We start from the raw sequence: 24,008 nt of genomic DNA, 5'->3' as shown, positions 1-24,008 counted from the left end.
AATTACTTGTGTTTTAATGGTGTGTTTTTTCTTTTTACCAGAATAAGATTGTTTTTGTCTTTTTTTGGGCGTTGGATTGGAGTTTCGGTAGCATCAATAATAATAGTTTTATCATTAAAATAATCATTTATTAGTGCTTTTTACCAGCAAGTTGTTGAAAATCAGAGTTTTTAATTAAAATATCTTCAATTCACTTGATATTGCGATAACAATTAGCTTCACTAATTCCGAAATTTTTACCAAGATGAAAATAAGTCTGATATTCTCGTCAATATGATAAAGTCATCAATAATCTATTTTCTAGTGATAATTTATTAGTTTTACCACCTTTTTTAAATTTTTCTATTTCAGCTACTTGTAAAATATCTAACATTTTATTAAAAGTGGATTTTTTTATTCCTGTTAATCTTAACCATTCTTTATCATTAAGAGTATTAAATTTATTATTGTTCATATTTTGATATCCTCATAAATTATATTTTATAAGAATATTTTAATAAAAAAGGTATCGCAAGAAGTCTATTATAAATTAATGTTGCAATTTGCTGTAAATTTTCTAAACTCTGATTTTTCTTTGCTTTTCTAATCATTTATATCCCTCGTTTATACAATTTTATTACACAAAAATTTATTAAATAACTTTGTTATCTTGATTTTTAGTTCATAAGAACGCAAGAGCAATAATCGCAATAATCGCACAAGCATAGAAATAATAAAAGACATTGTCTCAATTACCATTACCAGCAATTCCCGCAACAACTGGTTTTGACATCACAGCATCTCCAAAATATCCAAATAATCCTGTAAGTCCTGAAGCTGTGGCCGCGGCTTTTTTATTCGTTAATTCAATTGCCGTTGCTCCAATCATTGCCTGTGGCATATAGACACCAAAACCAGCAACAATTATTGCCGTAATTAATACGGAGATATTACCTCTAGGAGCATTTTGAAAGATAACTAGACCACCAATACCAATAATTAATCCAAAAATCATTAATGGTGCTTTCCGATTTTGAAATAAATATCTAGCACCATAGGCTGCAAATATTCCACCGGCAATTCCTGATCATTCAAAAAATGACCACAATCACTTACTATCTTTTAACTTAATACCATGCATTTCATCGGCAATTTTTATTGCTCACGAAGACATTCCTTGTCGTAAAACATAAACTCAAATATTTGCAAATGCTAAAATTCAAACATATTTATTTTTTAAAATATATTTAACAAAAATTTCTTTGATTTTCAATTCTGTTTTTTCTTTAGCATTTTCAGTTATTCCTTTTCATTTTTCAACAGTTGGTAATCCTTCGGCTTCAGGTCGGTCTCGCAAACCTCAAAAAACCAAAGGTAAAAAAATTAAAGCAATAATACTAGGCACTCAGTAATATAACCCATAAATTGTCCCACCCGGGTCAATTAATTCAATTAAAGGAATAATAATTAGTGGAGCAAAAGCGGCTCCTAATCCTTGTCCGGAATTTCAAATCGCAAGTCGTGGTGATCGTTCTTTATCAGTAAATCAATGTGCCATCATTCTCGCAGTAGCTGGCCAACCCATACCTTGAAATATTCCTAATGCTGTTAAAATAATAATCATTACCACTAATGGAGCAATCGTAATTTGACCATTACCAATTTGAATAACACCACCTAAAGCAATATTTAAGATGGCTGAAACTAGTAATCCGATCGTCATCACAATTCTTCCTGAACTACGATCAGCAAAACCACCAATAATAAACTTACTACATCCATAAGTAATTGAAAAAAACATTCCCATTAATGCATAATTATATGTACTTAACCCTCCAGTTTCCATTAAATGGCTACCAGTTATATCAACTGATTTTCGAGTAAAGTAATACATCATATAACCTAAAATTGATACAATAAATACTTGATTTCTTAAAAAATTAAACTTTTTATTAACAGTTTTTAAATCACTACTAAACGGCTCTTTAGCAGCCGGTGGTTTAAATATATTTTTCATTATTATCTCTTTCCATTTTCATTATTTTTTATTTCTTAGATTTTACTTTTAGAAAATTATGTCTCATCTCCTCAATTTCTGCGATTTCATGAACATCATTAAAAAGATGAAATAGCATATAATTTAACTCATCAGGCTTTTTAATGTTAAGACGAAAAAATTCAACAGTTTCATCAATAATACCTAATAATTCTAATCCCTGTTTATTATTAATTTTCTTGCTCAAAAATCTTTCTTTAATTATTATTGGCATATCACGCATAAAACTATAATCACTAAAAACTTTATCATCTTTGTGAATGAACATAAATTTTAAATGCCATTACTCTTAACATAATCGTTTTAACAGCTGTTTTAACAGCTGTAACTTTAGCAGCCATCATATTACGAATAAATATTGCCACAATCACAGTTATGGTTCCAATAGGAATGATTATTGAAACAATAATATCAATATCAACATCAAATTGAGTTGCAAAATATGATTTAGCAATCGTATATGAGTTTTGAATAACTAATACCATTACAAAAAAACCAAAATTACCACCGCGCCATCATTTTCGTGGTAAAAAAGGAGGACTATCAACCTTAAAAATTCAGCGATTTAAAGTAGAAATCACAACATTAAAAATACCATAAATAATAGCAATTATTGTCGTAATAAAGTTAAAAAAGCAAAAAACAATTGTTAAACTAGTAATAAAATCTAAATAAATTTTAGTATTAAAAATAAAGTAGTTATTGGGATATACCGTTGATAATTGATATTTTTTTTCAAAAAGTCTTCTACAAAGATTTTTAATATTAATTAATATATAAAAAAATAAAGCAATAAGAGCAATCGCCGCACTAATAAAAACATAGGAATAAGCAAGATTAATATTTTTGATTCGGTCATTTCAAGCCGCTTCTCAATCAACAACATCAGTTTTTGTCCCAAAAAAATCAAATTTCATTAATGAAAAATAAATAATTGGATAAATAGTTAACTTAATTAATTGCTTATAAATTTCTTGTTTCTCAACATTTGTAAGAGTTGCTTCTTTAAGTTGATTTAAAAGTTTACTAATTTCTGGTGTATTATTTACCATCCCTCTTTCTTGAATAAATAAAATTAGTACATAAATTAACATCGCTGTAAAAATCATTCAAAAAATTGTTAACAATACATATTGTTTACCTAAAAACTTAGATAAGCGCTCTTGTGATAACTGAATTTTTGGTGATAACTTTTTAACTTTGCGATTCACCATCATTCCCCCTATAAAAAATATTAATATTTTCTTAAACTATATAAATAATAGCATATTTTATTATTCACACCAATAAAATATTAGAATTATCAATTTATTACACCACAGACTTATGATAAACACAAGAATTTTTTTAAAAAGGGTGAATTTATTTTTTATTTAAAATTTTTATAAATAACGACAAATTCTAAGAAAATTGTTAAAAATAGTTTACAATTAAATTCCAAGGTAAAAAGATTGCAGATTAATTTTTTTGGAGAAAGACTCTTGATTGTTGAATAAATTTTTATTAATTAGTAAAAATTCACGAAAAGGAAATTAATTAATATGAAAAAATTACTGGGAATCTTAGGAACAATAACAATAGCAGGAAGCGGAATGGCAGGACTTGTTGGAAATGCACCAGCTACAGCAAAAAATGAAATTAATCATTTACAAACAAATAATTTATTAAGAAATAAAAGAACACCGAATAGTGAAAAAACAACCACACTCAATACTATTAGTCATACTCAAAGCACTTCATTAGGTGGTAAATTAGGGGGAGAAGTGAACATTTTTGTAATTAAAACCACAGGTGAGATTGAAGCAAAACATAGTATTACTGATTCTAATGAAAATGTAAATAAAGTTGAAACTGAAAAGATAGACAAACCAACAATATAGATAGTTAAATACTTTATAAAAAATAATTATTCAAAATTATAAAAATTATTTTGTTAAAGCTTTTTGTAATGTTTGAAATGGGGTTTTAGTGTTTAATGATGAATGACGACGCTCAAAGTTATAAAAGTAATAATATTTGTTTAAATAATTTTGAAGTTCATTCTGATTTAATTTTTTATTCTTAGCATAAAATAATTTGGTATAGTGTTGGCGGAATCGTTCAATTTTTCCGTTACTCTGAAGAGAACGGATTGGTGTGCTTTCATGGACAATTCCGTTCCTCGAAAGAAAGGTTGTAAAAGGCCTTTCTTTTACTTTGTACGATTTTTTATTACTTCAATTAGTAGTAGTAAATTCAGGAGCGTTGTCAGTACGAAGTTGTTTAATTGTTATACCAAGCTCGCCGAAATCTTTCATTGCTCTTTGCACGGCATTAAGGGCATTGTTAGTTCCTAAACTATCATAAACATAACCAAATACTATGCGTGTCATTTCGTCAATAAAATCATAAATATAATTTTTTTTATTAACCAGAAAATTTGATGGGGTAATAATTTTAGAATCCATTTGTAAAAGACCAATCTCGGAGACTTCATAACGCTTAAAATGGCGTTTTGTTTTTTTTGATTTGCTGTTTTAAATCTTTTCAACGAGATTCGGATTTAATTCAACGATAAAAAGTTTTGATATTTTTCGGAACTTCTGAATTTTTAATATCGTGAAAACCGATTTTTAAATTTTTAAATAAAGACCACATTCCGCCGACTTGAAGATTTTTGTAATCAAAATATAAATTGCATACTTTTTTGCGAGAATTTAAACTATATTGATAATTAAGATTTTGCGGTTTTGTAGTTTTAAACAATAGACTTCTTGCATAACCTATTAAAAAAATTACAAATATTTGTAAAAAGACAGTAATAGAAAAATATAATTTTAATTAATTATGTCTTTTATCTAAAAAATTAATATTTTGCCACAACAAAAAATGAATTTATTATTTAAATTCTTTAATTTTAAATAAATCTTTTATGTTAAATTAATAATTGCAAATTATAAATTGAGGCAATTAAATTAAATCTTAAACCAAATCTTTTTCTACGATTACGATATTTTTCTGTCATAATTTTAAATTTTTTAAGAATAGCAAAAATATTTTCAATAATAATTCTCATTTTTGAAACTAGTCTATTATGTTGTTTTTGTGCTTTATTTAAATGGTTTTTCTTTGTTTTCTTTGTAGGTATTAGAACATTATTGTGAATTTTTTTTATTCCTTGATAACCACTATCAACTATTAATTTGGTATTTTTTAAAATTGGGATTTTTGATTCTTTAAATAAAGCATAATCATGTTTTTCCCCAAGTGAAAAACTTGTTGCAATAATTTTTCTGGTTTCTTGTTCGATAATTACTTGTGTTTTAATGGTGTGTTTTTTCTTTTTACCAGAATAAGATTGTTTTTGTCTTTTTTTGGGCGTTGGATTGGAGTTTCGGTAGCATCAATAATAATAGTTTTATCATTAAGAGTATTAAAATTATTATTGTTCATATTTTGATATCCTCATAAATTATATTTTATAAGAATATTTTAATAAAAAAGGTATCGCAAGAAGTCTATTATATTCTTTCTTGCTTTAATTAACTTCATTTATGGTTTCCTTTTTTCCTATGGCCGATTTTTTATTCCTGTTTAATTACCTCATTCAACTGTTCAAATGTCATTATTCATTTTCAATTGTCATTTTGAATATAGCGTTCAAAATAAACATAAAAATTTTTAAAATTAGTAAAATTAAAATCATAATAACCATATTGTAAGTACTCGTCATTATGATTAGCGATAACTTTTTGCCCTAACACTTTCGTGTCATTAATAAATTTTTTGCTAACTAATTTATCATAATAATTATTTCTTAAAGAATTTACTAATTTATGTCAACTAATAACAAAAGCTAATTGATTAAAACCAAAATATTCAGCTTTAAATTCACTAATTCATCATTGCTCTTTTTCATCTAAACACTGACATTTTTTGACATTATAATTAGGATGTTGAAAAAATTCTTCTAATAATTTAATTTTAATATCATTAATACTACCATTAATATTTCTAATAAAATCATGGAGTTTACTATAAAAATGTTTACCATCTTGTTTTCCAGACTCAATATGGTCTTCATAATCAAGAGGTCACATTTTTAATAATTTGCTTAACTGAATTTTATGTTGCTTACATCTCTCACCAATCCCATTTTTATTTTTTGATTGACCAATATAAACGGGAATTAGTTTATCAAGTTTAACTGTTGGCAACGGAATATATAAAGCATAAATACCTTTTTTATTTAAATCATCAGAACTGTGTGGCTTTTCTACTAATCATTCATATAGTTTTATTTTTTCTAAAAAACTTTTTTGAATCATAAGTTTCCTTTCATTTATTAATCATTTAAAATATCGTCAATTGATAATGATATTTGATCATTAGCATTAGATATTTTTTTATCCTTTTTTAAAGAGGAAATTAATGATGCTGATTGCAAATTATGCTTTCTTAAATCATAATAACGGTCATCTTGAATTCATTCCACATTAACATCCCCTAAAAAATCACTAACACTTTCTAATAAACGACCATAATGAACTTTATTAATTGCAAAATTTTCAATCTTATTATTTTTAGTTAAAATATGAACTTTACTATTATTAGGAATTACAAATGATGTAATTACATAGGGAATAATAGTTTTAGTTATTTTAAAAGAATGAACCCCTTTGGCTGGACGATGTAGTAAAGGAATATTATTAATTTTAATTTTTTTAACCCCTGCTGTAGTAAAAGAAACATAACTATCATGCTCATAATTAACAACATTTAATGACACAACTTTATCATCATCTTTTAAATTAATCGCTTTAACACCTTTAGCTTTGGGACTAATAATCGCAATATCATTTTCATCATATCTAACAACAAAACCTTTTTTAGTTGTTAAAATAACTTGTTTTTTACCATTACTTAAATTAAAACCAACAACCTCATCATTGGGTTGCAAATTAATTGCTTTTAAAGCCTTAGATATTCTTGTTGCTGTAAAATGACTAATAACAGTTCTTTTAATAAATCCTAAATTAGTTGCTAAAATAACAAATTGGTCTTGAATATCAAAATCATTAATTAATATCACGCCAATAACTCTTTCGTCACCCGTCATTGTTGAAAAGTTATTAATATGGTGTCCGATATCCTTTCAACGACTTTCTTTGACTTTATGTAAAGGAACAATACAATAATTACCTTGACTAGTAAACAGTAACAAAGTACTTAATGAAGTAGTTGATAATGAAGCAACATTAATATCTAAAGGTTTTCGTCCATAATCTTTCATATCTTGTTTAGCAACTACTTTTTCATTAATAACTTTAATATAACCATCACGCGATATCGTAACAAAAATATTTTCTTCATTAATTATTTCTGTTTTTTCAATAATAATTTCTTCCACCATATTCTCAATAACTGTTTTTCGTGGCGAATTAAATTCTTGCGAAATAGTTTGCAATTGTTGAATAATCAAAGCTTTTTGTTTTTCTTTTTTCTTAATAATTTCTTGTCAAGTTCTAATTTCTTTTTGTAAAGATTTTTCCTCTTCTTTTAAAGCATTAACATCAGTTGATGTTAACCGATACAATCGTAACGAAACAATAGCTTCTGATTGTAATTCCGTAAAATGATAAGTTTTAATTAAATTTTTCTTAGCATTAGCCTTATCAGTTGATTTACGAATCGTAGCAATAACCTTATCTAAAATTGTTGTAACTTTAATTAAGCCACTAACAATTTCTAAACGAATAATCGCTTTTTCTAAATCGTATTTAGTTCTTTTTTGAACAATATCAAATTGATGCTTTAAATAAGCATCTAATAAGTTTAATATCCCCGAACAAATTGGTTTGTTATCTTCAAGAACGACCATATTAAGATTGTAAGATACTTGTAAATTACTATGTTTTAATAAATATTTCCGAATTGTCTCAGCATCAGCATCCTGTTGTAAATTAATTTCAATATGAACTCCTGACATATCACTTAAATCAATAATATCCTTAATACCACTAAGTTTTTGTTCTTCTTTAATATCCGCAATTCGCGTTACTAAATCACTTTTAACAACTTCATAAGGCAATTCCTTAATAACTCATTTTCGATGACGCGGTGTCCCTTGTAATTCCATTTTACTACGAATAATAATCTTACCACGACCAGTTTTATAAGCATTTAATATTCCATCCCGTCCTTGAATAATACCACCCGTAGGTAAATCAGGCCCTTTAATAATTTTCATAATTTCTTTTAATGAACATTCAGGATTATTAAGACGATAAACTAAGGCAACAATTAATTCCGATAAGTTGTGAGGCGGAATATTGGTTGCATAACCAGCAGCAATACCCATACAACCATTTAAAAGCAAATTAGGAAAGTATGCTGGTAATACTGTCGGTTCAGTTTCTGAATCATCAAAGTTAGGGGTTCAACCAACAGTTTTTTTATCTAAGTCTTGTAATAAATACTTAGAAATTGCATTTAAACGCGTTTCGGTATACCGCATTGCCGCTGCTGAATCACCATCAATGGAACCAAAATTACCATGACCATCAATTAGTGGTACTCTTAACTTTCAAGGTTGCGCCATTCGCACCATTGCTTCATAAATGGGAACATCACCATGCGGATGATATTTACCAATTACTTCACCAACAACCCGAACTGATTTTTTGTGAGGCCGATCAAAAAATAACCCTAAATTATTCATTGCATATAAAATTCTTCTTTGCACTGGTTTTAAGCCATCACGAACATCAGGCAACGCTCGCTCTTGAATAATATATTTCGCATATAAACCAAACCGTTCAGCAACAATTTCATCTAATTCGTGAACCACACTATTTCTGTTACTTTTCATTTCATTCCTCCTTTCATCTTATGAAGCAATAATTAAATTATCTTCTAATGTAAAATTAATGTTAGCTTCAATTCATTTTTTGCGTTTATCACTATCATCACCCATTAAAGTAATAATCTTTTTTTCAGCTTTATGGCGATCACCAATAGTAACTTGCACTAGTTGTCTAGTTTCTGGATTCATTGTTGTTGTTCATAATTGATCGGCATTCATTTCTCCAAGTCCTTTATAGCGTTGAATTTCACTTTTAGTATGTTTTTCTAATTGCTTATATAAATCTTTTTGATTTCAAGCATAACTAATTTCATTAGATTTTTTGTTACTAATTTTATATAACGGTGGTAATGCTAAATAAATCTTTTGTGCAGCCATTAAAGGGTTCATATAACGATAAAAAAAAGTTAATAATAAAATTTGAATATGAGCACCATCAACATCAGCATCGGTCATAATAATAATTTTATCATAATTAACATCATCTAAATCAAAATGCTCACCAATGCCACCACCAATAGCATTAGTAATCATATTAATTTCAGGATTTTTTAATAATGTTGCTAAATTAGATTTTTCAGCATTAATTATCTTCCCTTTTAAAGATAAAATGGCTTGAAAACTTCGCGCTCGCCCCATTTTAGCAGTGCCACCAGCCGAATCACCTTCAACAAGAAATAATTCATTTTTATTAGGATTCCGGTTTTGCGCTGGTGCTAACTTGCCAATTAACATTCGGTCTTTTAAACCTTTTGATTGTCTTTGTCCTCTTGCTTGTTCGCGAGCTTTTCTTGTAGCTTCTCTTACTTCTCTAGTTTTAATAATCTTTGTTAAAATTTCATAAGCAATAGTCTTATTTTCTTGTAATCAAAAAGAAAATTGTTTAGTGACAATATTATCAACAATATTTTTAATTTCATTAGTTCCTAATTTACTTTTAGTTTGTCCTTCATATTGAATCATATTTTCAGGAATCCGTACCGAAATAACTGCTGTTAATCCTTCACGAACATCACTACCTTCAAAGTTTTTTTCTTTTTCTTTTAAAAGATTTTCTGTTCTAGCATAATCATTAATAACTTTCGTTATGGCAGTACGAAAACCAACAACATGGGTTCCCCCATCAACAGTTTTAACATTATTAGCAAAACTAATAATATTTTCACTATAAGCATTACTATATTGCATCCCAACTTCTAATTGAACATTATCCATTTCACCTTTTAAAAGCATAATTGGACTAATAATTTTTTCATCAGCGATTAAATATTTAACAAATTCTTCTAAGCCATTATTAAAACAAAATTGTTCTTCTTTTTTACTATGTTCATCAACAACAATAATTTTTAAACCACTAATTAATAATGCTGACTCGCGAGCTCGCTCACAAATCATTGAATATGAAAACTTAAAATTATTAAATATCGTACTATCAGGGCGAAAATGAACTACAGTACCAGTTTTTACTGTTTTACCAATTAATTTTAAATGTCGTGCTAAATGACCTCCATTTTTAAAACCAATTTCGTAAATTTTTTTATCACGATAAATTGTTACATAACAAAATTCACTTAGCGCATTAACAACCGATGCCCCCACACCGTGTAAACCACCTGATGTTTTATAACTATTATCATCAAATTTACCACCAGAATGTAACATTGTAAAAATAACTTCTGGTGTTGATTTTCCTTTTTTATGCATTCCCGTAGGAATCCCCCGACCATTGTCTGCAACAATAATTGAATCATCTTTTTTAATAGTAATCTTAATTTCATTGCAATATCCAGATAATGCTTCATCAATCGAATTATCAAAAATCTCTCATACGAGATGATGCCATCCTTTCCTATCTTTTGAACCAATGTACATCGACGGTCGTTTACGAACACCCTCTAATCCCTCAAGAACTTGAATTGAAGATTCATCATAGCTATTTAGCATTTAAGTCACCCCTTTATTGTTGTTAATTATTATTTACTTATTATACTTATTAATAAAATTTAAAATATCTTGATATACTTGTTCTTTACAAATTTCATTTAAAATTTCGTGACGCATTCCTGAATATAATAAAATGCTTGTTTTTTTAAAACTATATTGACGATATTTTCTTGCAGTTTTTTCAACATCTTTACCAAAATTACTAACCGGATCACTCATTCCCCCAATAAAAAATATTGGTAAAGTTTTCCGAGTTTTAATAATATTTTTCTTTTTCATAATATACAATAAACCTGTAAACATATCTTTAAAAGCACTAGCAGTAAATATTTGTCCCGTTAAGGGGTCCTTTCTAAATTTTTCTTGAATATTTTTATCACGAGTTAGTCAAGCTAAATCATTATCTTTTTCTTTAATTTTCTTACTAAATTTTTTATAAATTAAATTATTAATAAAATTACTCGGAGCATGTAATGGTTGTCGTTTTTGTAAATATTTAGCAATAAATTTACCAGTTCATAATTGCATTTTTGATTTTCAAGTTGTGGCACAAATAACTAATGATTCAATAGTATAAGAGTATAATGTTACATAATGTCGCACTAAAAATGAACCCATTGATTGCCCTAACATTGTAATTCCTAATTTAGGATAATTATGAATAATATAATCATTCACTACTTTTAAATCTAATACCAGCTTATCTCAACCATCCTTAACACTAAAAAACCCTAAGTGGTCTTTATCAGTAACCGCTTTTCCGTGTCCCCGAAGATCATTACCAATAACGATTCAACCATTAGCATTTAAATACTTAGCAAATTCATCATAACGAAAAGCATATTCACTTGACCCATGCACCAACTGCATGACCCCTTTAGGTTTACTGACTTGATCTCATATATATAAATGAAGTTCATTGTTATCAAACGATAAAATTTTTAATTCTTGCATTTTTTCATCTTCCTTTTCTAAAATTACTACTTTAAGTACAAAACTTAATTTCTATAATGTTACTTTGAATATCTGATGACTAAAACTATTATAAGAATTATGCCATATATAATGATTATATTATAAATTAAGCAATAAATTTTAAATTAAACAATAATATAATAAAATTACCTTATAATAATATAATATTAAATAATTAATATTAGAAAAGAGATGATTATATGAGTACTGCATCAATCATTATGACAACCTTGGGATGTGTTATTGGTTATTTAGTTGGTTCACTATCACCAGCAATTCTTATTAGTAAATATTATTTTAAAACTGATGTCCATAACCATTATTCCAAAAATGCCGGAGCTACTAATGCTGCCAGAATTATGGGAACCAAATTTGGTTTAATTATTCTTATTTTAGATGGTTTAAAAATTGGTCTTGTTTTAGCAATTGTAAAATTACTATCACTAATTAATTCACCAACCTTTACTCTTACTGAAAGCTCAGTTTATATTAGTGCTGTTTTTGCTGTTTTCGGACATTGCTTGCCAATTTATCATAAATTTAAAGGTGGTAAAGGTGTTGGACCATTTTTAGGCTTTACACTTTTTCTTAATCCGATTTATTTTATTATTGCAACTATTGTATGATGAACAATATTTCTAACTATTCGCATTGTTTCTATTGCTTCATTAATATGTGCCATATCTATTTTTTGTTGCTCTTGAATTACACAAATAAACAATTTGCCTGTAAATATGTGAATCAATCACTCCGAGTTATTTTTTTCATACTTATTGCCTAATTATTGAACCCAATTAATTGTTGGTTTGATTGTTTTAATTGTTATTTTACGACACTATCAAAATATTTATCGAATTTTTACTGGACAAGAAAAACAATTTAGTAATAAAAAATAACTTTGTTAGTTTCATACTCCTTATTGAAGTTATTTTTTATCATTCTTATTCAATGATTTAAATTTCCATTTTTGTTTTATTAATAATAAAGTAAAGTTAAAAAGGTTTAAACTTTATAAAGTTTAAACCTCAATCATTTTTTTATTACAGAACACATTCCCAAACTGCTATAGCTTCTAAAAATATTTAAAAACTGACTATTTTTTAATGCTAATAGGTAAGTCATCCTAAGTTATTTTATTTATTAGTTATGCATTATTCTAATAAATAAATGGTATTAACTTACTTTTTAATTAGACTTCTTGCATAACCTATTAAAAAAATTACAAATATTTGTAAAAAGACAGTAATAGAAAAATATAATTTTAATTAATTATGTCTTTTATCTAAAAAATTAATATTTTGCCACAACAAAAAATGAATTTATTATTTAAATTCTTTAATTTTAAATAAATCTTTTATGTTAAATTAATAATTGCAAATTATAAATTGAGGCAATTAAATTAAATCTTAAACCAAATCTTTTTCTACGATTACGATATTTTTCTGTCATAATTTTAAATTTTTTAAGAATAGCAAAAATATTTTCAATAATAATTCTCATTTTTGAAACTAGTCTATTATGTTGTTTTTGTGCTTTATTTAAATGGTTTTTCTTTGTTTTCTTTGTAGGTATTAGAACATTATTGTGAATTTTTTGTATTCCTTGATAACCACTATCAACTATTAATTTGGTATTTTTTAAAATTGGGATTTTTGATTCTTTAAATAAAGCATAATCATGTTTTTTCCCAAGTGAAAAACTTGTTGCAATAATTTTTCTGGTTTCTTGTTCGATAATTACTTGTGTTTTAATGGTGTGTTTTTTCTTTTTACCAGAATAAGATTGTTTTTGTCTTTTTTTGGGCGTTGGATTGGAGTTTCGGTAGCATCAATAATAATAGTTTTATCATTAAAATAATCATTTATTAGTGCTTTTTTACCAGCAAGTTGTTGAAAATCAGAGTTTTTAATTAAAATATCTTCAATTCACTTGATATTCAGATAACAATTAGCTTCACTAATTCCGAAATTTTTACCAAGATGAAAATAAGTCTGATATTCTCGTCAATATGATAAAGTCATCAATAATCTATTTTCTAGTGATAATTTATTAGTTTTACCACCTTTTTTAAATTTTTCTATTTCAGCTAATTGTAAAATATCTAACATTTTATTAAAAGTGGATTTTTTTATTCCTGTTAATCTTAACCATTCTTTATCATTAAGAGTATTAAATTTATTATTGTTCATATTTTGATATCCTCATAAATTATATTTTATAAGAATATTTTAATAAAAAAGGTATCGCAAGAAGTCTATTGAAGCACCTGTGCCACATCCATTACTAACTTCCGCCATAATACTACCCTGAATTAATAAGGCCGCAGCAATTATCGGCAATGCAGGGGCAACTGCTGCAACTTCCCTAATAATACTTTATTAAGAGCGGCAACAATCGTTTGAAAACCACCATTTATTATGCCACCAATAGAAATACATTTAACAATTGATTCATCAAGATAAAAATTAAATCCTCACCAAAAAAAATCAATTTTATTAAGCCCCATATAAGAAGAATTAAATTCCTTACTAAATGAAATATTATGAACAATTTTTAATTTCTTATATCACAGTTACCAAACAAATTTAATAAGAAGGCGACTCAAGAGGATCATATTTAGGTAAAAATTGGGTAAAAAACTTATTTAGTAATTCTCACATTATCGTTTTATATTCTTCTTCTGTTAATAATCATTGTGAAAAAGCTTTAGCAAAAAGTTCTCGCAAACTATTAGTTCGACCATAATTACTTCTAATAATAGACCACGCAAACAATCTTTTTTGCATAATTTCTTCAATACCAATTTGATGAGCAAGTCATTCTACTAAATAATCACTAGCTGTTTGAATTCTTTTTTCATCACTACCATTTTTAAAGGATTTTAAAGATGAAAAAGTACTATTATTAGGGCAAGCATTACCATAATATTTTCAACGCATTCCTATTGAAAGGTTTAAATTTTTATCTTCACAAGGATAATAATTACTATTAAATCTACTTCTAGTATGGAATAATGAATTTAAAAAGTTTTCAATCGCATGTCCATATTCATGAACAATAACAGTTGTAATATTATTTGCTGACCAATATCCATTTTCAAATTGATCTCTAATATTTTCATAATTATTAAAATTATTAGAAAAAACCATATACTGTCATAAACGAGTAACATTTGCTCTTGTAACAGCAACATTATTATTATTATTAAAATTATTAATTTTAATAATAATAATTTTAAAATACTATCTTTATCATAATAATGTGCAAATCTATTATAAAACTTTAATAACTCTGCTTTCATCATTATTTTATTACTATTATTAAGATTATCCAATAATTCATTTCATCTAATATCAACATTAATAGATGATTTCAATTTTGTATTATTAAAATCATTTTGTAATGCATCAAAACTTTTAAAATTAGTTAAACTTTTATTAACTTTATTAAACTCTTCACTACTTTTTAAAGAAGCTTTTTAAAAAAGCACTGCTTCACAATTTAGTAAAAATTTAACATCATACTTTGTTAAATTACGAATTACAAAATTAGTTTCACCCTTTGCGCCTCGTTCTTGTTGAGCAATTTTCAATTCTTGAAAAACATCAGGATTTAATAGACTTCTTGCGATACCTTTTTTATTAAAATATTCTTATAAAATATAATTTATGAGGATATCAAAATATGAACAATAATAAATTTAATACTCTTAATGATAAAGAATGGTTAAGATTAACAGGAATAAAAAAATCCACTTTTAATAAAATGTTAGATATTTTACAAGTAGCTGAAATAGAAAAATTTAAAAAAGGTGGTAAAACTAATAAATTATCACTAGAAAATAAATTATTGATGACTTTATCATATTGACGAGAATATCAGACTTATTTTCATCTTGGTAAAAATTTCGGAATTAGTGAAGCTAATTGTTATCGGAATATCAAGTGAATTGAAGATATTTTAATTAAAAACTCTGATTTTCAACAACTTGCTGGTAAAAAAGCACTAATAAATGATTATTTTAATAGACTTCTTGCATAACCTATTAAAAAAGTTACAAATATTTGTAAAAAGACAGTAATAGAAAAATATAATTTTAATTAATTATGTCTTTTATCTAAAAAATTAATATTTTGCCACAACAAAAAATGAATTTATTAGACTTCTTGCATAACCTATTAAAAAAATTACAAATATTTGTAAAAAGACAGTAATAGAAAAACATAATTTTAATTAATTATGTCTTTTATCTAAAAAATTAATATTTTGCCACAACAAAAAACGAATTTATTATTTAAATTCTTTAATTTTAAATAAATCTTTTATGTTAAATTAATAATTGCAAATTATAAATTGAGGCAATTAAATTAAATCTTAAACCAAATCTTTTTCTACGATTACGATATTTTTCTGTCATAATTTTAAATTTTTTAAGAATAGCAAAAATATTTTCAATAATAATTCTCATTTTTGAAACTAGTCTATTATGTTTTTTTGTGCTTTATTTAAATGGTTTTTCTTTGTTTTCTTTGTAGGTATTAGAACATTATTGTGAATTTTTTGTATTCCTTGATAACCACTATCAACTATTAATTTGGTATTTTTTAAAATTGGGATTTTTGATTCTTTAAATAAAGCATAATCATGTTTTTCCCCAAGTGAAAAACTTGTTGCAATAATTTTTCTGGTTTCTTGTTCGATAATTACTTGTGTTTTAATGGTGTGTTTTTTCTTTTTACCAGAATAAGATTGTTTTTGTCTTTTTTTGGGCGTTGGATTGGAGTTTCGGTAGCATCAATAATAATAATAGTTTTATCATTAAAATAATCATTTATTAGTGCTTTTTTACCAGCAAGTTGTTGAAAATCAGAGTTTTTAATTAAAATATCTTCAATTCACTTGATATTCCGATAACAATTAGCTTCACTAATTCCGAAATTTTTACCAAGATGAAAATAAGTCTGATATTCTCGTCAATATGATAAAGTCATCAATAATCTATTTTCTAGTGATAATTTATTAGTTTTACCACCTTTTTTAAATTTTTCTATTTCAGCTACTTGTAAAATATCTAAAATTTTATTAAAAGTGGATTTTTTTATTCCTGTTAATCTTAACCATTCTTTATCATTAAGAGTATTAAATTTATTATTGTTCATATTTTGATATCCTCATAAATTATATTTTATAAGAATATTTTAATAAAAAAGGTATCGCAAGAAGTATATTATATAAATAATATCTTAAAAAGTCAAATATTCCCCTACTCTAGCGGTTTTTAATTACTTTTCTTTTCGTTCATATATTTTATTATTTATATAACAATAAAAGATATTAACAACAACAAATAAAATCAAAATAATGATACTAGCAATAATAACTAAGACAACTAACAATCAATTTGCAACATCTAATTTAGGTAAATAAGGGAAATACAATAAAGTTGTTTTATCATCTAATACTCCCATATACAAGCGAAGAATAATATATAAAAAGTAAAATAATGGATAAAGAAAATTAATTCATAATTTTTTCTTTAAATATTCTTTAATAACAATTGGTTTTTCACCAATATGAAAACACATATAGAAAATTACTAATAATGGAACAATTAAATGCTGACTCATATTTTCAAATCAAGTAATTGGTGTCATTGTTGTTGTCGCAAAAGGGAGCATCATTGTCATATATGTTATAAAAGTAATAGAAATATATAATGAGATGACAATTAAACCACCTTGTCTTAAAATTAGTGGTTTATCACTTTTAAAATGATAAATTGCTGCCAATAAAAATCACACAAAAACAATAATATTACTTTGAATTGTAAAATAACTAAAATATTGACCTTGAAAACCCGTATAAGAAAAAGATTCATCAATACTTCTCATTCAAGTTTTAGTTATTAAATGTTCAATATAACCAAAAATTAAAACTGATAATGTAAAAACTGCAATTACGATTTCATAAATGATGCTTCATTTATTAGAATCTTTAATAATTTTCATAAAATATCCTCCTTTAAATTAAAAATAATTAACTATTATTTATTCGCGGAAATAATATTTGTTTCAAATTAATTTGAACATTATCTAAGTCTTGAAAATTAGTTAAATTTTACAAATTTAACTGTTCATAATTAATATTTAATTGTTGAAAAATAACAATGCTTTTTGTTACTAAAACAGGTTGTAATAAATACGCACTTACTTTTAAAACTTGTAATAAATTATTAATAACTTTATTTAAATTAACATCATGATTAGTAAATAATATTCAAGGAGTTCTTTCTTCAATATACTTATTAGTATAATGTAATAATTCAATTACTGCTTTAACAGCATCATTAATTAAATATTGATCCATTTTTGCTTCATAACTTTCAATTGTTAAATGAATGTGTTGTTCTAATGCCTTATCTAAATCATTAGTACTAGGAACATACTGCGGAATAACATTAGACTTCTTGCATAACCTATTAAAAAAATTACAAATATTTGTAAAAAGACAGTAATAGAAAAATATAATTTTAATTAATTATGTCTTTTATCTAAAAAATTAATATTTTGCCACAACAAAAAATGAATTTATTATTTAAATTCTTTAATTTTAAATAAATCTTTTATGTTAAATTAATAATTGCAAATTATAAATTGAGGCAATTAAATTAAATCTTAAACCAAATCTTTTTCTACGATTACGATATTTTTCTGTCATAATTTTAAATTTTTTAAGAATAGCAAAAATATTTTCAATAATAATTCTCATTTTTGAAACTAGTCTATTATGTTGTTTTTGGCTTTATTTAAATGGTTTTTCTTTGTTTTCTTTGTAGGTATTAGAACATTATTGTGAATTTTTTGTATTCCTTGATAACCACTATCAACTATTAATTTGGTATTTTTTAAAATTGAGATTTTTGATTCTTTAAATAAAGCATAATCATGTTTTTTCCCAAGTGAAAAACTTGTTGCAATAATTTTTCTGGTTTCTTGTTCGATAATTACTTGTGTTTTAATGGTGTGTTTTTTCTTTTTACCAGAATAAGATTGTTTTTGTCTTTTTTTGGGCGTTGGATTGGAGTTTCGGTAGCATCAATAATAATAGTTTTATCATTAAAATAATCATTTATTAGTGCTTTTTTTACCAGCAAGTTGTTGAAAATCAGAGTTTTTAATTAAAATATCTTCAATTCACTTGATATTCCGATAACAATTAGCTTCACTAATTCCGAAATTTTTACCAAGATGAAAATAAGTCTGATATTCTTGTCAATATGATAAAGTCATCAATAATCTATTTTCTAGTGATAATTTATTAGTTTTACCACCTTTTTTAAATTTTTCTATTTCAGCTACTTGTAAAATATCTAACATTTTATTAAAAGTGGATTTTTTTATTCCTGTTAATCTTAACCATTCTTTATCATTAAGAGTATTAAATTTATTATTTTTCATATTTTGATATCCTCATAAATTATATTTTATAAGAATATTTTAATAAAAAAGGTATCGCAAGAAGTCTATTGAATTTAGTTATTATGGATTTTCAATTTCAATTTCAAAATTATTTGTTTTATTTAATCTATAATTGTTAGTATCATCATGTTCAAAAGTTAATAATTCTGTTCCTTGTGCTTTAATTCTAATTGTTTTATTGGGTATATTAATCATTCAGGTATAAAAATTTAAACCCGAAGTATCTATTTTTGTTCCATAAGTATTTGTTATTTTTTGAAAGTCTTTTTGTTTAATTATATTATTTACAAGCTCTGCATTAAACTCTAAACTAAAAGTTTTTACATTTTTTAAATTTGGTAATTGTTTATCTATATTTGCATTTATATTTTCTTCTGTTCTTATCTCAACTTTTAAAAGGTCATGGTCTTGCCTTTCTGTTAAAAATCTTACTTTTTCTAAGTTTCTAATTTCAAAATCATAAACTTTGTTTTCGTTATTTTTATTTTTTTGTTCTACTGGTTCATTTCCTTTTTTAGAACAGCTAACTATTGGTAATATTGTTAATGTCAAAATAGTTATTACATTTAAAATTTTCATTATTTTAATTCCTTTATTATCTTATTTTTTCAATATATATATATATATAATATATTACAGGAAAATCCTTAAAATCATTAGAAAAACGGCAAAACCGATTAAAAATTGAAAGGTATAGTAAAAAGCTGGTACTGTTTTAAAAAATGGAAAAATGGCGGTTGAAAAGTTAACTGTTGCTTTTGCAATAATTGCTAACGGGCGTAAAATTGTAATGATTTGTGACGCTGTTAGTATTCAGTTTAGCATTTTAATGCTAGCATTTTGAATGGCACAACCAATATCATTAAAAGTTGGTATTCAGCGTCCGGAATATTTGCAATTTGGTGGCAGAATTAGGTCATCCCATTCTGAGTTGGTTGAACCATCGGGGATAAATGCTGTGGAATTAAGAACATTAAAGTCATAAATTTTAAAATTGTAGTTAGAGATGTTGCCTTTGTGATAAAGTGGAAAGGTTAAGGTAAAAATATTAATACCATAACGAATATCAATATCATTATTGAGGTAATTGATATTGTTAGCGGCCTTGCTGGTTGGCAAGGTAATTAGTTTATTATCATAGGATTTTAAGACATTAAAATCAATTTGATAGATACTATTATTGTTTTTAAAGGCATCATAATTCTCTTGATGCGTTTTTTTGTCAAAAGTAAAGAAATAACTTCTTAGTAATAATTCTGAGTTTCCTATAATATTTACTAAGTATTTTTTGGGATAAAAGGTAATTAACGAGCGATAAAAGAAACCAATTTGAATAAAGTAATCTTTGTTATAGTTGTCTACTCCTTTAAAAAAAATTTCAGTGTAAGTTTTTTCATCCATATCGAAAGTGGCATAAAATAAACTAGCAAAGAAGTTACCAAGGATTTCATAGATTTCGTCAAAAATATTTTTGTAATCGCTGTTGTTAATACTAGGAATGTTGTTTTTAAAATAAATGTAAATGTCATTCCGCAAGTCAGGGTCGTATCTCAAAAAACTAAATCTAACATTGAGGTAATTTAAGGTACCAAAAAGATACTTAATTAAGTAATAATCGTTAGCGCTCGCAGGGTCATATTTTCAGATTTTCTTTTCACCATGTAATAATTGTAAATAGTTATTACCTGCAATTAAAGTTTTGTTAAATGCCTTAATTTTCAAAACATTCTCATTTACTACATTTTTATCACTAGAGGTCTTATGATAAAAATAGCTTTCATCTTTAAAGCCGTGATTTTTAATCATAAATTCTTTATAGTAACCTTTTTCTAAGGTGTCAATGAAATTAAATACCGGCGTTCAATAGAGGTAGGAGTAATTAAATTTATCAAAATCACCACGGTGAATCATTAAATAGTCAAGATTATCAATAACATCGTTATAGTTATGGTTACCGTCAAATTTGGTGTTTGTTGTTGGCAATTCAATATCAGTACTATCTTTTTCAATTTCAATTTCAAAATTATTTGTTTTGTTTAATCTATAATTGTTAGTATCATCATGTTCAAAAGTTAATAATTCTGTTCCTTGTGCTTTAATTCTAATTGTTTTATTGGGTATATTAATCATTCAGGTATAAAAATTTAAACCCGAAGTATCTATTTTTGTTCCATAAGTATTTGTTATTTTTTGAAAGTCTTTTTGTTTAATTATATTATTTACAAGCTCTGCATTAAACTCTAAACTAAAAGTTTTTACATTTTTTAAATTTGGTAATTGTTTATCTATATTTGCATTTATATTTTCTTCTGTTCTTATCTCAACTTTTAAAAGGTCATGGTCTTGCCTTTCTGTTAAAAATCTTACTTTTTCTAAGTTTCTAATTTCAAAATCATAAACTTTATTACCTTGTCTTTTATTTCTAATTAATGATTGTGTTGTTATTTCGTCATTGTTAATGTTTTGGGGAATAGTAAAAATGTTATTGAAACTAATAATTAACACGGTAAATATTTTCATAAACATTTTTATCATTCCTTTTTAAAATATTTTATTTTTCATTATTATTTTATTTTTAATCTTTTTTAATATAAAACGAATTAAGCAGTTTACTATTTCTGATATGGTTACTAATACTAATGAATAACCTATAATCATTAACTTACCAATTGCTCCAAAATTTTTAATAAATTGTTGCAAATTTTCAATATCTGTATGTAATAATAAAACTATACTTAAAGATATGAATATAATGTAATTAAGTATTATTCATCAATATCTTTTTAAAAAATTAATTAACTTGTTTATTTTCATTTTTTAAGGCTCTTTTTGCTTTAACTTTCTGAATAATCAAGCGGATTAATTTTTCAAATTTAATTGCAAAATATATTGCTCCGCTTCATCAGAAAATAAATATTCCTGCGAGCATAATGCCACTATTAAATTTGCCAAAGAATTTAACCATCTCTTCATTCATAAATTTATTAAATTCTTCACTTGTTCCGGTTATTCATTTAGTATTGATTGCTGTTAATGCACAAATTAATAAGCTTATAAAAATGAAAATGATACTTAATGCTATCTTTAACCACTGTTTTTTAAAAGAATTTTTAATTCTTAATTTTAACGGCAATTTTTCTTTTGAATTATCTTTTTTAAATAATTTTCTTAAAAGTTTTTTCATTTTAATTCTCCTTTCATATTTTTTACCGTCCTTTAATCACAATAAATAAAGCAATAAGTACACAAGTAACACCAAGAATGGTAAAGATTGGATGTTGAGAAAATGTCCGAGCCATTGGTTTAAATAGTTCTAAAATTTTTAAATTGCTAGTAATAAATTTTTGGAAATTGGCAAGGCCTTCGCTAATATAGTTAGTTAAAGTTTCAAAATGGCTACCAGCTAAAAGTCCAAGAACAGTTATTAAGATAAAAATAATAATTAGTTTAAACATTGTTAGTTAACTTGTTTTGTTTTTATTGGTTTTATTTGTTTTTTGACTTTTCCTCATGCACTTAAACGACCACTATTTTTAACCGCATATTGGCGTTGTTTTTCTAAATTAACTTGTTGACTACCAAATCCAAGAATAATTGCCATAAGAAATTCTACAGCCAGCGTTAAGAATAAAGGAAATATCAGTTGAATATTCGTTCCCGGAACTTCTAAACTTCAAATTAAGTCAAAAACTTTATAAAGCATTTGAGCGAGAAAGTCAGCCATTTTTGCAAGATTTGCCATTTTTTATTGTTCCTTTTCTTTCATTTTTCTTAAAAATTTGCTAAATTTATCCATTTTTAAGTATTCTAAGTCTTCTAAATCAATTGCGGTGTCATTATAGTATTTGTCTTTATAGTCAGGATTTACTTTTGAATTTAAGTAATCTCTTAAAAATGCTAAGTAAAAAGAATTGTAAGTGTTAAGTATTGGTAGAGGAATTTTTAGTTTAAAAAAATAAATATCAAGTTCAGGAATATCACGATATTTAATACGACGACCCTTTTTACTATTTTTAGCATCAATTAAGGTGTTTCGTCAGCGTTCATATTCTTCAATGCTCGTAAAGGTACCATAGATGACTTTTAAGTAGGGGCGAAAAATATTAACGGGCTTTTTACGAATGCCCACAATCACATTATTGGCAATATCACGAACTTTAACTCAAATATGTTTATCTCTTTGACCGCTAGCGAGCACAATATGACCAAAATGGCGTGCTAAGGCAAAATATTCTTGGATACCGGTTTCTTCGTTTTTGGCATTATTTTTTTCTCAATCGGTTCCTTCTAAAAATAAATTGGTTTCATCTCATAAAAGTAAGGTTTTGTCTGGCAATACCGGATAATCAAAGTCTAATAATCCCATATGCCCTAAACTTAATTTTTGGGTTTCTAGCAATGGAAAGGTTGAGGCGATGTGATATTTCTTCTTTTTTAGTAATTTTGATGCATATACTAGAAAAGCAGTTTTTCCAGTTCCTAATGAACCAATAACAATATTTAATGGTGAGTTTTTTAAGAAGTTAATAACTTTGTTAATTTGTGTTAAATTACTGATTTTAAAAAGAAAAATTAAAATATAACCCGCTAAAAATAAATAGCTCACAATGTTTTTAAAATAACCGTTGTAAATATATCAAATTGCTCCCCAATGTCATAAAATTAAAAATGAGGTGCGATTTAATTCAATAAAATGGTTATTTTTTTCTATTATTCATTTGCAAAATTTCAT

32 protein-coding genes and 1 pseudogene are annotated in these 24,008 nt (G+C 25.6%); 3 read left to right on the top strand and 30 right to left on the bottom strand.

The annotated features are described in order from the left end of the window. Positions 1-130: 130 nt before the first annotated feature. The 4 genes from AACK86_RS07270 to AACK86_RS02735 form a co-directional block, all read right to left on the bottom strand. Positions 131-454 carry a transposase family protein gene (locus tag AACK86_RS07270; protein ID WP_338982202.1) on the bottom strand — a complete coding sequence of 108 codons (324 nt, stop codon included), beginning with the start codon at positions 452-454 and terminating at the stop codon, positions 131-133. Positions 455-631: 177 nt separating this feature from the next. Then, entirely contained in the window at positions 632-1,996 is a 1,365-nt protein-coding gene (locus tag AACK86_RS02745) for an MFS transporter (protein WP_338982493.1), read from the bottom strand. A 28-nt stretch (positions 1,997-2,024) separates the two neighbouring features. Beyond that, complete coding sequence (locus tag AACK86_RS02740) at positions 2,025-2,303, bottom strand: hypothetical protein (protein WP_338982491.1); 279 nt, start codon at positions 2,301-2,303, stop codon at positions 2,025-2,027. Next, a complete protein-coding gene (locus AACK86_RS02735; protein WP_338982489.1) occupies positions 2,281-3,249 on the bottom strand; it encodes a hypothetical protein in 969 nt (322 codons plus the stop codon). The genes AACK86_RS02740 and AACK86_RS02735 overlap by 23 nt, the downstream gene beginning before the upstream one ends. A 327-nt stretch (positions 3,250-3,576) precedes the next feature. Here AACK86_RS02735 and AACK86_RS02730 point away from each other — a divergent pair, with 327 nt between their 5' ends. Continuing rightward, a complete protein-coding gene (locus tag AACK86_RS02730) occupies positions 3,577-3,915 on the top strand; it encodes a hypothetical protein (RefSeq protein WP_338982487.1) in 339 nt (112 codons plus the stop codon). A 45-nt stretch (positions 3,916-3,960) separates the two neighbouring features. Here the strand turns inward: AACK86_RS02730 and AACK86_RS02725 are convergent, their stop codons facing one another. From AACK86_RS02725 to AACK86_RS02690, 8 genes are all read right to left on the bottom strand, one after another. Further along, positions 3,961-4,482, bottom strand: a complete 522-nt coding sequence (locus AACK86_RS02725) for an integrase core domain-containing protein (protein WP_338982485.1) — start codon at positions 4,480-4,482, stop codon at positions 3,961-3,963. 34 nt (positions 4,483-4,516) lie between these two features. Further along, on the bottom strand, positions 4,517-4,780 hold the full coding sequence (locus AACK86_RS02720) for a hypothetical protein (protein ID WP_338982483.1): 264 nt from the start codon (positions 4,778-4,780) through the stop codon (positions 4,517-4,519). Between the two features lie 169 nt (positions 4,781-4,949). After that, positions 4,950-5,342, bottom strand: coding sequence for a transposase family protein (locus AACK86_RS02715; RefSeq protein WP_338982665.1), 393 nt, complete (start codon positions 5,340-5,342; stop codon positions 4,950-4,952). After that, positions 5,327-5,467: a hypothetical protein gene (locus AACK86_RS02710; protein ID WP_338982481.1), complete on the bottom strand. Its 141-nt coding sequence runs from the start codon at positions 5,465-5,467 to the stop codon at positions 5,327-5,329. Before AACK86_RS02710 ends, AACK86_RS02715 begins: the two co-directional genes overlap by 16 nt. A 131-nt stretch (positions 5,468-5,598) precedes the next feature. After that, positions 5,599-6,342 (bottom strand): hypothetical protein, encoded by a 744-nt coding sequence (locus AACK86_RS02705; RefSeq protein WP_338982479.1) that lies wholly within the window; start codon positions 6,340-6,342, stop codon positions 5,599-5,601. A 17-nt stretch (positions 6,343-6,359) separates the two neighbouring features. After that, a complete protein-coding gene (gene parC / locus AACK86_RS02700; RefSeq protein WP_338982477.1) occupies positions 6,360-8,885 on the bottom strand; it encodes a DNA topoisomerase IV subunit A in 2,526 nt (841 codons plus the stop codon). 18 nt (positions 8,886-8,903) lie between these two features. Further along, positions 8,904-10,823 carry a DNA topoisomerase IV subunit B gene (parE, locus tag AACK86_RS02695; protein WP_338982476.1) on the bottom strand — a complete coding sequence of 640 codons (1,920 nt, stop codon included), beginning with the start codon at positions 10,821-10,823 and terminating at the stop codon, positions 8,904-8,906. Between the two features lie 33 nt (positions 10,824-10,856). After that, positions 10,857-11,777 (bottom strand): alpha/beta hydrolase, encoded by a 921-nt coding sequence (locus tag AACK86_RS02690; protein WP_338982474.1) that lies wholly within the window; start codon positions 11,775-11,777, stop codon positions 10,857-10,859. A 221-nt stretch (positions 11,778-11,998) separates the two neighbouring features. Between AACK86_RS02690 and plsY the strand changes: the two genes are divergently transcribed. Continuing rightward, positions 11,999-12,694 (top strand): glycerol-3-phosphate 1-O-acyltransferase PlsY, encoded by a 696-nt coding sequence (gene plsY / locus AACK86_RS02685; RefSeq protein ID WP_338982472.1) that lies wholly within the window; start codon positions 11,999-12,001, stop codon positions 12,692-12,694. Between the two features lie 463 nt (positions 12,695-13,157). Here the strand turns inward: plsY and AACK86_RS07265 are convergent, their stop codons facing one another. From AACK86_RS07265 to AACK86_RS02670, 4 genes are all read right to left on the bottom strand, one after another. Continuing rightward, positions 13,158-13,550: a transposase family protein gene (locus AACK86_RS07265; RefSeq protein WP_422398306.1), complete on the bottom strand. Its 393-nt coding sequence runs from the start codon at positions 13,548-13,550 to the stop codon at positions 13,158-13,160. Next, positions 13,535-13,987: a transposase family protein gene (locus AACK86_RS07260; protein ID WP_422398289.1), complete on the bottom strand. Its 453-nt coding sequence runs from the start codon at positions 13,985-13,987 to the stop codon at positions 13,535-13,537. The genes AACK86_RS07265 and AACK86_RS07260 overlap by 16 nt, the downstream gene beginning before the upstream one ends. Positions 13,988-14,127: 140 nt before the next feature. Continuing rightward, positions 14,128-14,304 (bottom strand): hypothetical protein, encoded by a 177-nt coding sequence (locus AACK86_RS02675; RefSeq protein WP_338982468.1) that lies wholly within the window; start codon positions 14,302-14,304, stop codon positions 14,128-14,130. A gap of 79 nt (positions 14,305-14,383) precedes the next feature. Beyond that, positions 14,384-14,947, bottom strand: a complete 564-nt coding sequence (locus tag AACK86_RS02670; protein WP_338982466.1) for a hypothetical protein — start codon at positions 14,945-14,947, stop codon at positions 14,384-14,386. Between the two features lie 535 nt (positions 14,948-15,482). Here AACK86_RS02670 and AACK86_RS02665 point away from each other — a divergent pair. Next, complete coding sequence (locus AACK86_RS02665; protein WP_338982464.1) at positions 15,483-15,839, top strand: transposase family protein; 357 nt, start codon at positions 15,483-15,485, stop codon at positions 15,837-15,839. 286 nt (positions 15,840-16,125) lie between these two features. On the opposite strand, the gene AACK86_RS07255 is transcribed toward AACK86_RS02665, so the two are convergent. From AACK86_RS07255 to AACK86_RS02615, 14 genes and pseudogenes are all read right to left on the bottom strand, one after another. Then, the gene (locus tag AACK86_RS07255) at positions 16,126-16,266 is read right to left on the bottom strand and encodes a hypothetical protein (protein ID WP_422398206.1); all 141 of its coding nucleotides are present in this window, start codon (positions 16,264-16,266) and stop codon (positions 16,126-16,128) included. An 8-nt stretch (positions 16,267-16,274) separates the two neighbouring features. Beyond that, the gene (locus AACK86_RS07250; protein WP_422398344.1) at positions 16,275-16,517 is read right to left on the bottom strand and encodes a transposase; all 243 of its coding nucleotides are present in this window, start codon (positions 16,515-16,517) and stop codon (positions 16,275-16,277) included. Then, positions 16,502-16,957, bottom strand: coding sequence for a helix-turn-helix domain-containing protein (locus AACK86_RS07245; RefSeq protein WP_422398288.1), 456 nt, complete (start codon positions 16,955-16,957; stop codon positions 16,502-16,504). The genes AACK86_RS07250 and AACK86_RS07245 overlap by 16 nt, the downstream gene beginning before the upstream one ends. Positions 16,958-17,080: 123 nt before the next feature. Continuing rightward, on the bottom strand, positions 17,081-17,806 hold the full coding sequence (locus AACK86_RS02655; protein ID WP_338982462.1) for a hypothetical protein: 726 nt from the start codon (positions 17,804-17,806) through the stop codon (positions 17,081-17,083). 109 nt (positions 17,807-17,915) lie between these two features. Next, entirely contained in the window at positions 17,916-18,164 is a 249-nt protein-coding gene (locus tag AACK86_RS02650; protein WP_338982460.1) for a hypothetical protein, read from the bottom strand. 261 nt (positions 18,165-18,425) lie between these two features. Continuing rightward, positions 18,426-18,817: pseudogene (locus AACK86_RS07240) on the bottom strand (transposase family protein). Then, entirely contained in the window at positions 18,802-18,951 is a 150-nt protein-coding gene (locus AACK86_RS07235; protein ID WP_422398285.1) for a hypothetical protein, read from the bottom strand. Before AACK86_RS07235 ends, AACK86_RS07240 begins: the two are co-directional and overlap by 16 nt. Beyond that, a complete protein-coding gene (locus AACK86_RS07230; protein ID WP_422398287.1) occupies positions 18,914-19,255 on the bottom strand; it encodes a helix-turn-helix domain-containing protein in 342 nt (113 codons plus the stop codon). The genes AACK86_RS07235 and AACK86_RS07230 overlap by 38 nt, the downstream gene beginning before the upstream one ends. Positions 19,256-19,336: 81 nt before the next feature. Then, positions 19,337-19,855 (bottom strand): hypothetical protein, encoded by a 519-nt coding sequence (locus AACK86_RS02640; protein WP_338982458.1) that lies wholly within the window; start codon positions 19,853-19,855, stop codon positions 19,337-19,339. A gap of 54 nt (positions 19,856-19,909) precedes the next feature. Next, positions 19,910-21,796: a hypothetical protein gene (locus AACK86_RS02635; protein ID WP_338982456.1), complete on the bottom strand. Its 1,887-nt coding sequence runs from the start codon at positions 21,794-21,796 to the stop codon at positions 19,910-19,912. Between the two features lie 271 nt (positions 21,797-22,067). Next, complete coding sequence (locus tag AACK86_RS02630; protein ID WP_338982454.1) at positions 22,068-22,460, bottom strand: hypothetical protein; 393 nt, start codon at positions 22,458-22,460, stop codon at positions 22,068-22,070. Positions 22,461-22,482: 22 nt separating this feature from the next. Next, positions 22,483-22,731, bottom strand: coding sequence for a hypothetical protein (locus AACK86_RS02625; protein ID WP_338981900.1), 249 nt, complete (start codon positions 22,729-22,731; stop codon positions 22,483-22,485). A 2-nt stretch (positions 22,732-22,733) separates the two neighbouring features. Continuing rightward, on the bottom strand, positions 22,734-23,018 hold the full coding sequence (locus tag AACK86_RS02620) for a hypothetical protein (protein WP_338982453.1): 285 nt from the start codon (positions 23,016-23,018) through the stop codon (positions 22,734-22,736). Positions 23,019-23,021: 3 nt separating this feature from the next. After that, positions 23,022-24,008, bottom strand: a complete 987-nt coding sequence (locus tag AACK86_RS02615; RefSeq protein ID WP_338982451.1) for a hypothetical protein — start codon at positions 24,006-24,008, stop codon at positions 23,022-23,024.

Source organism: Spiroplasma endosymbiont of Eupeodes luniger (genome assembly GCF_964019525.1).
Taxonomy (GTDB): Bacteria; Bacillota_I; Bacilli_A; order Mycoplasmatales; family Nriv7; genus Nriv7.
The sequence above is the reverse complement of the archived record's forward strand: the minus strand, read 5'-3'. Positions and strand labels throughout refer to the sequence as shown.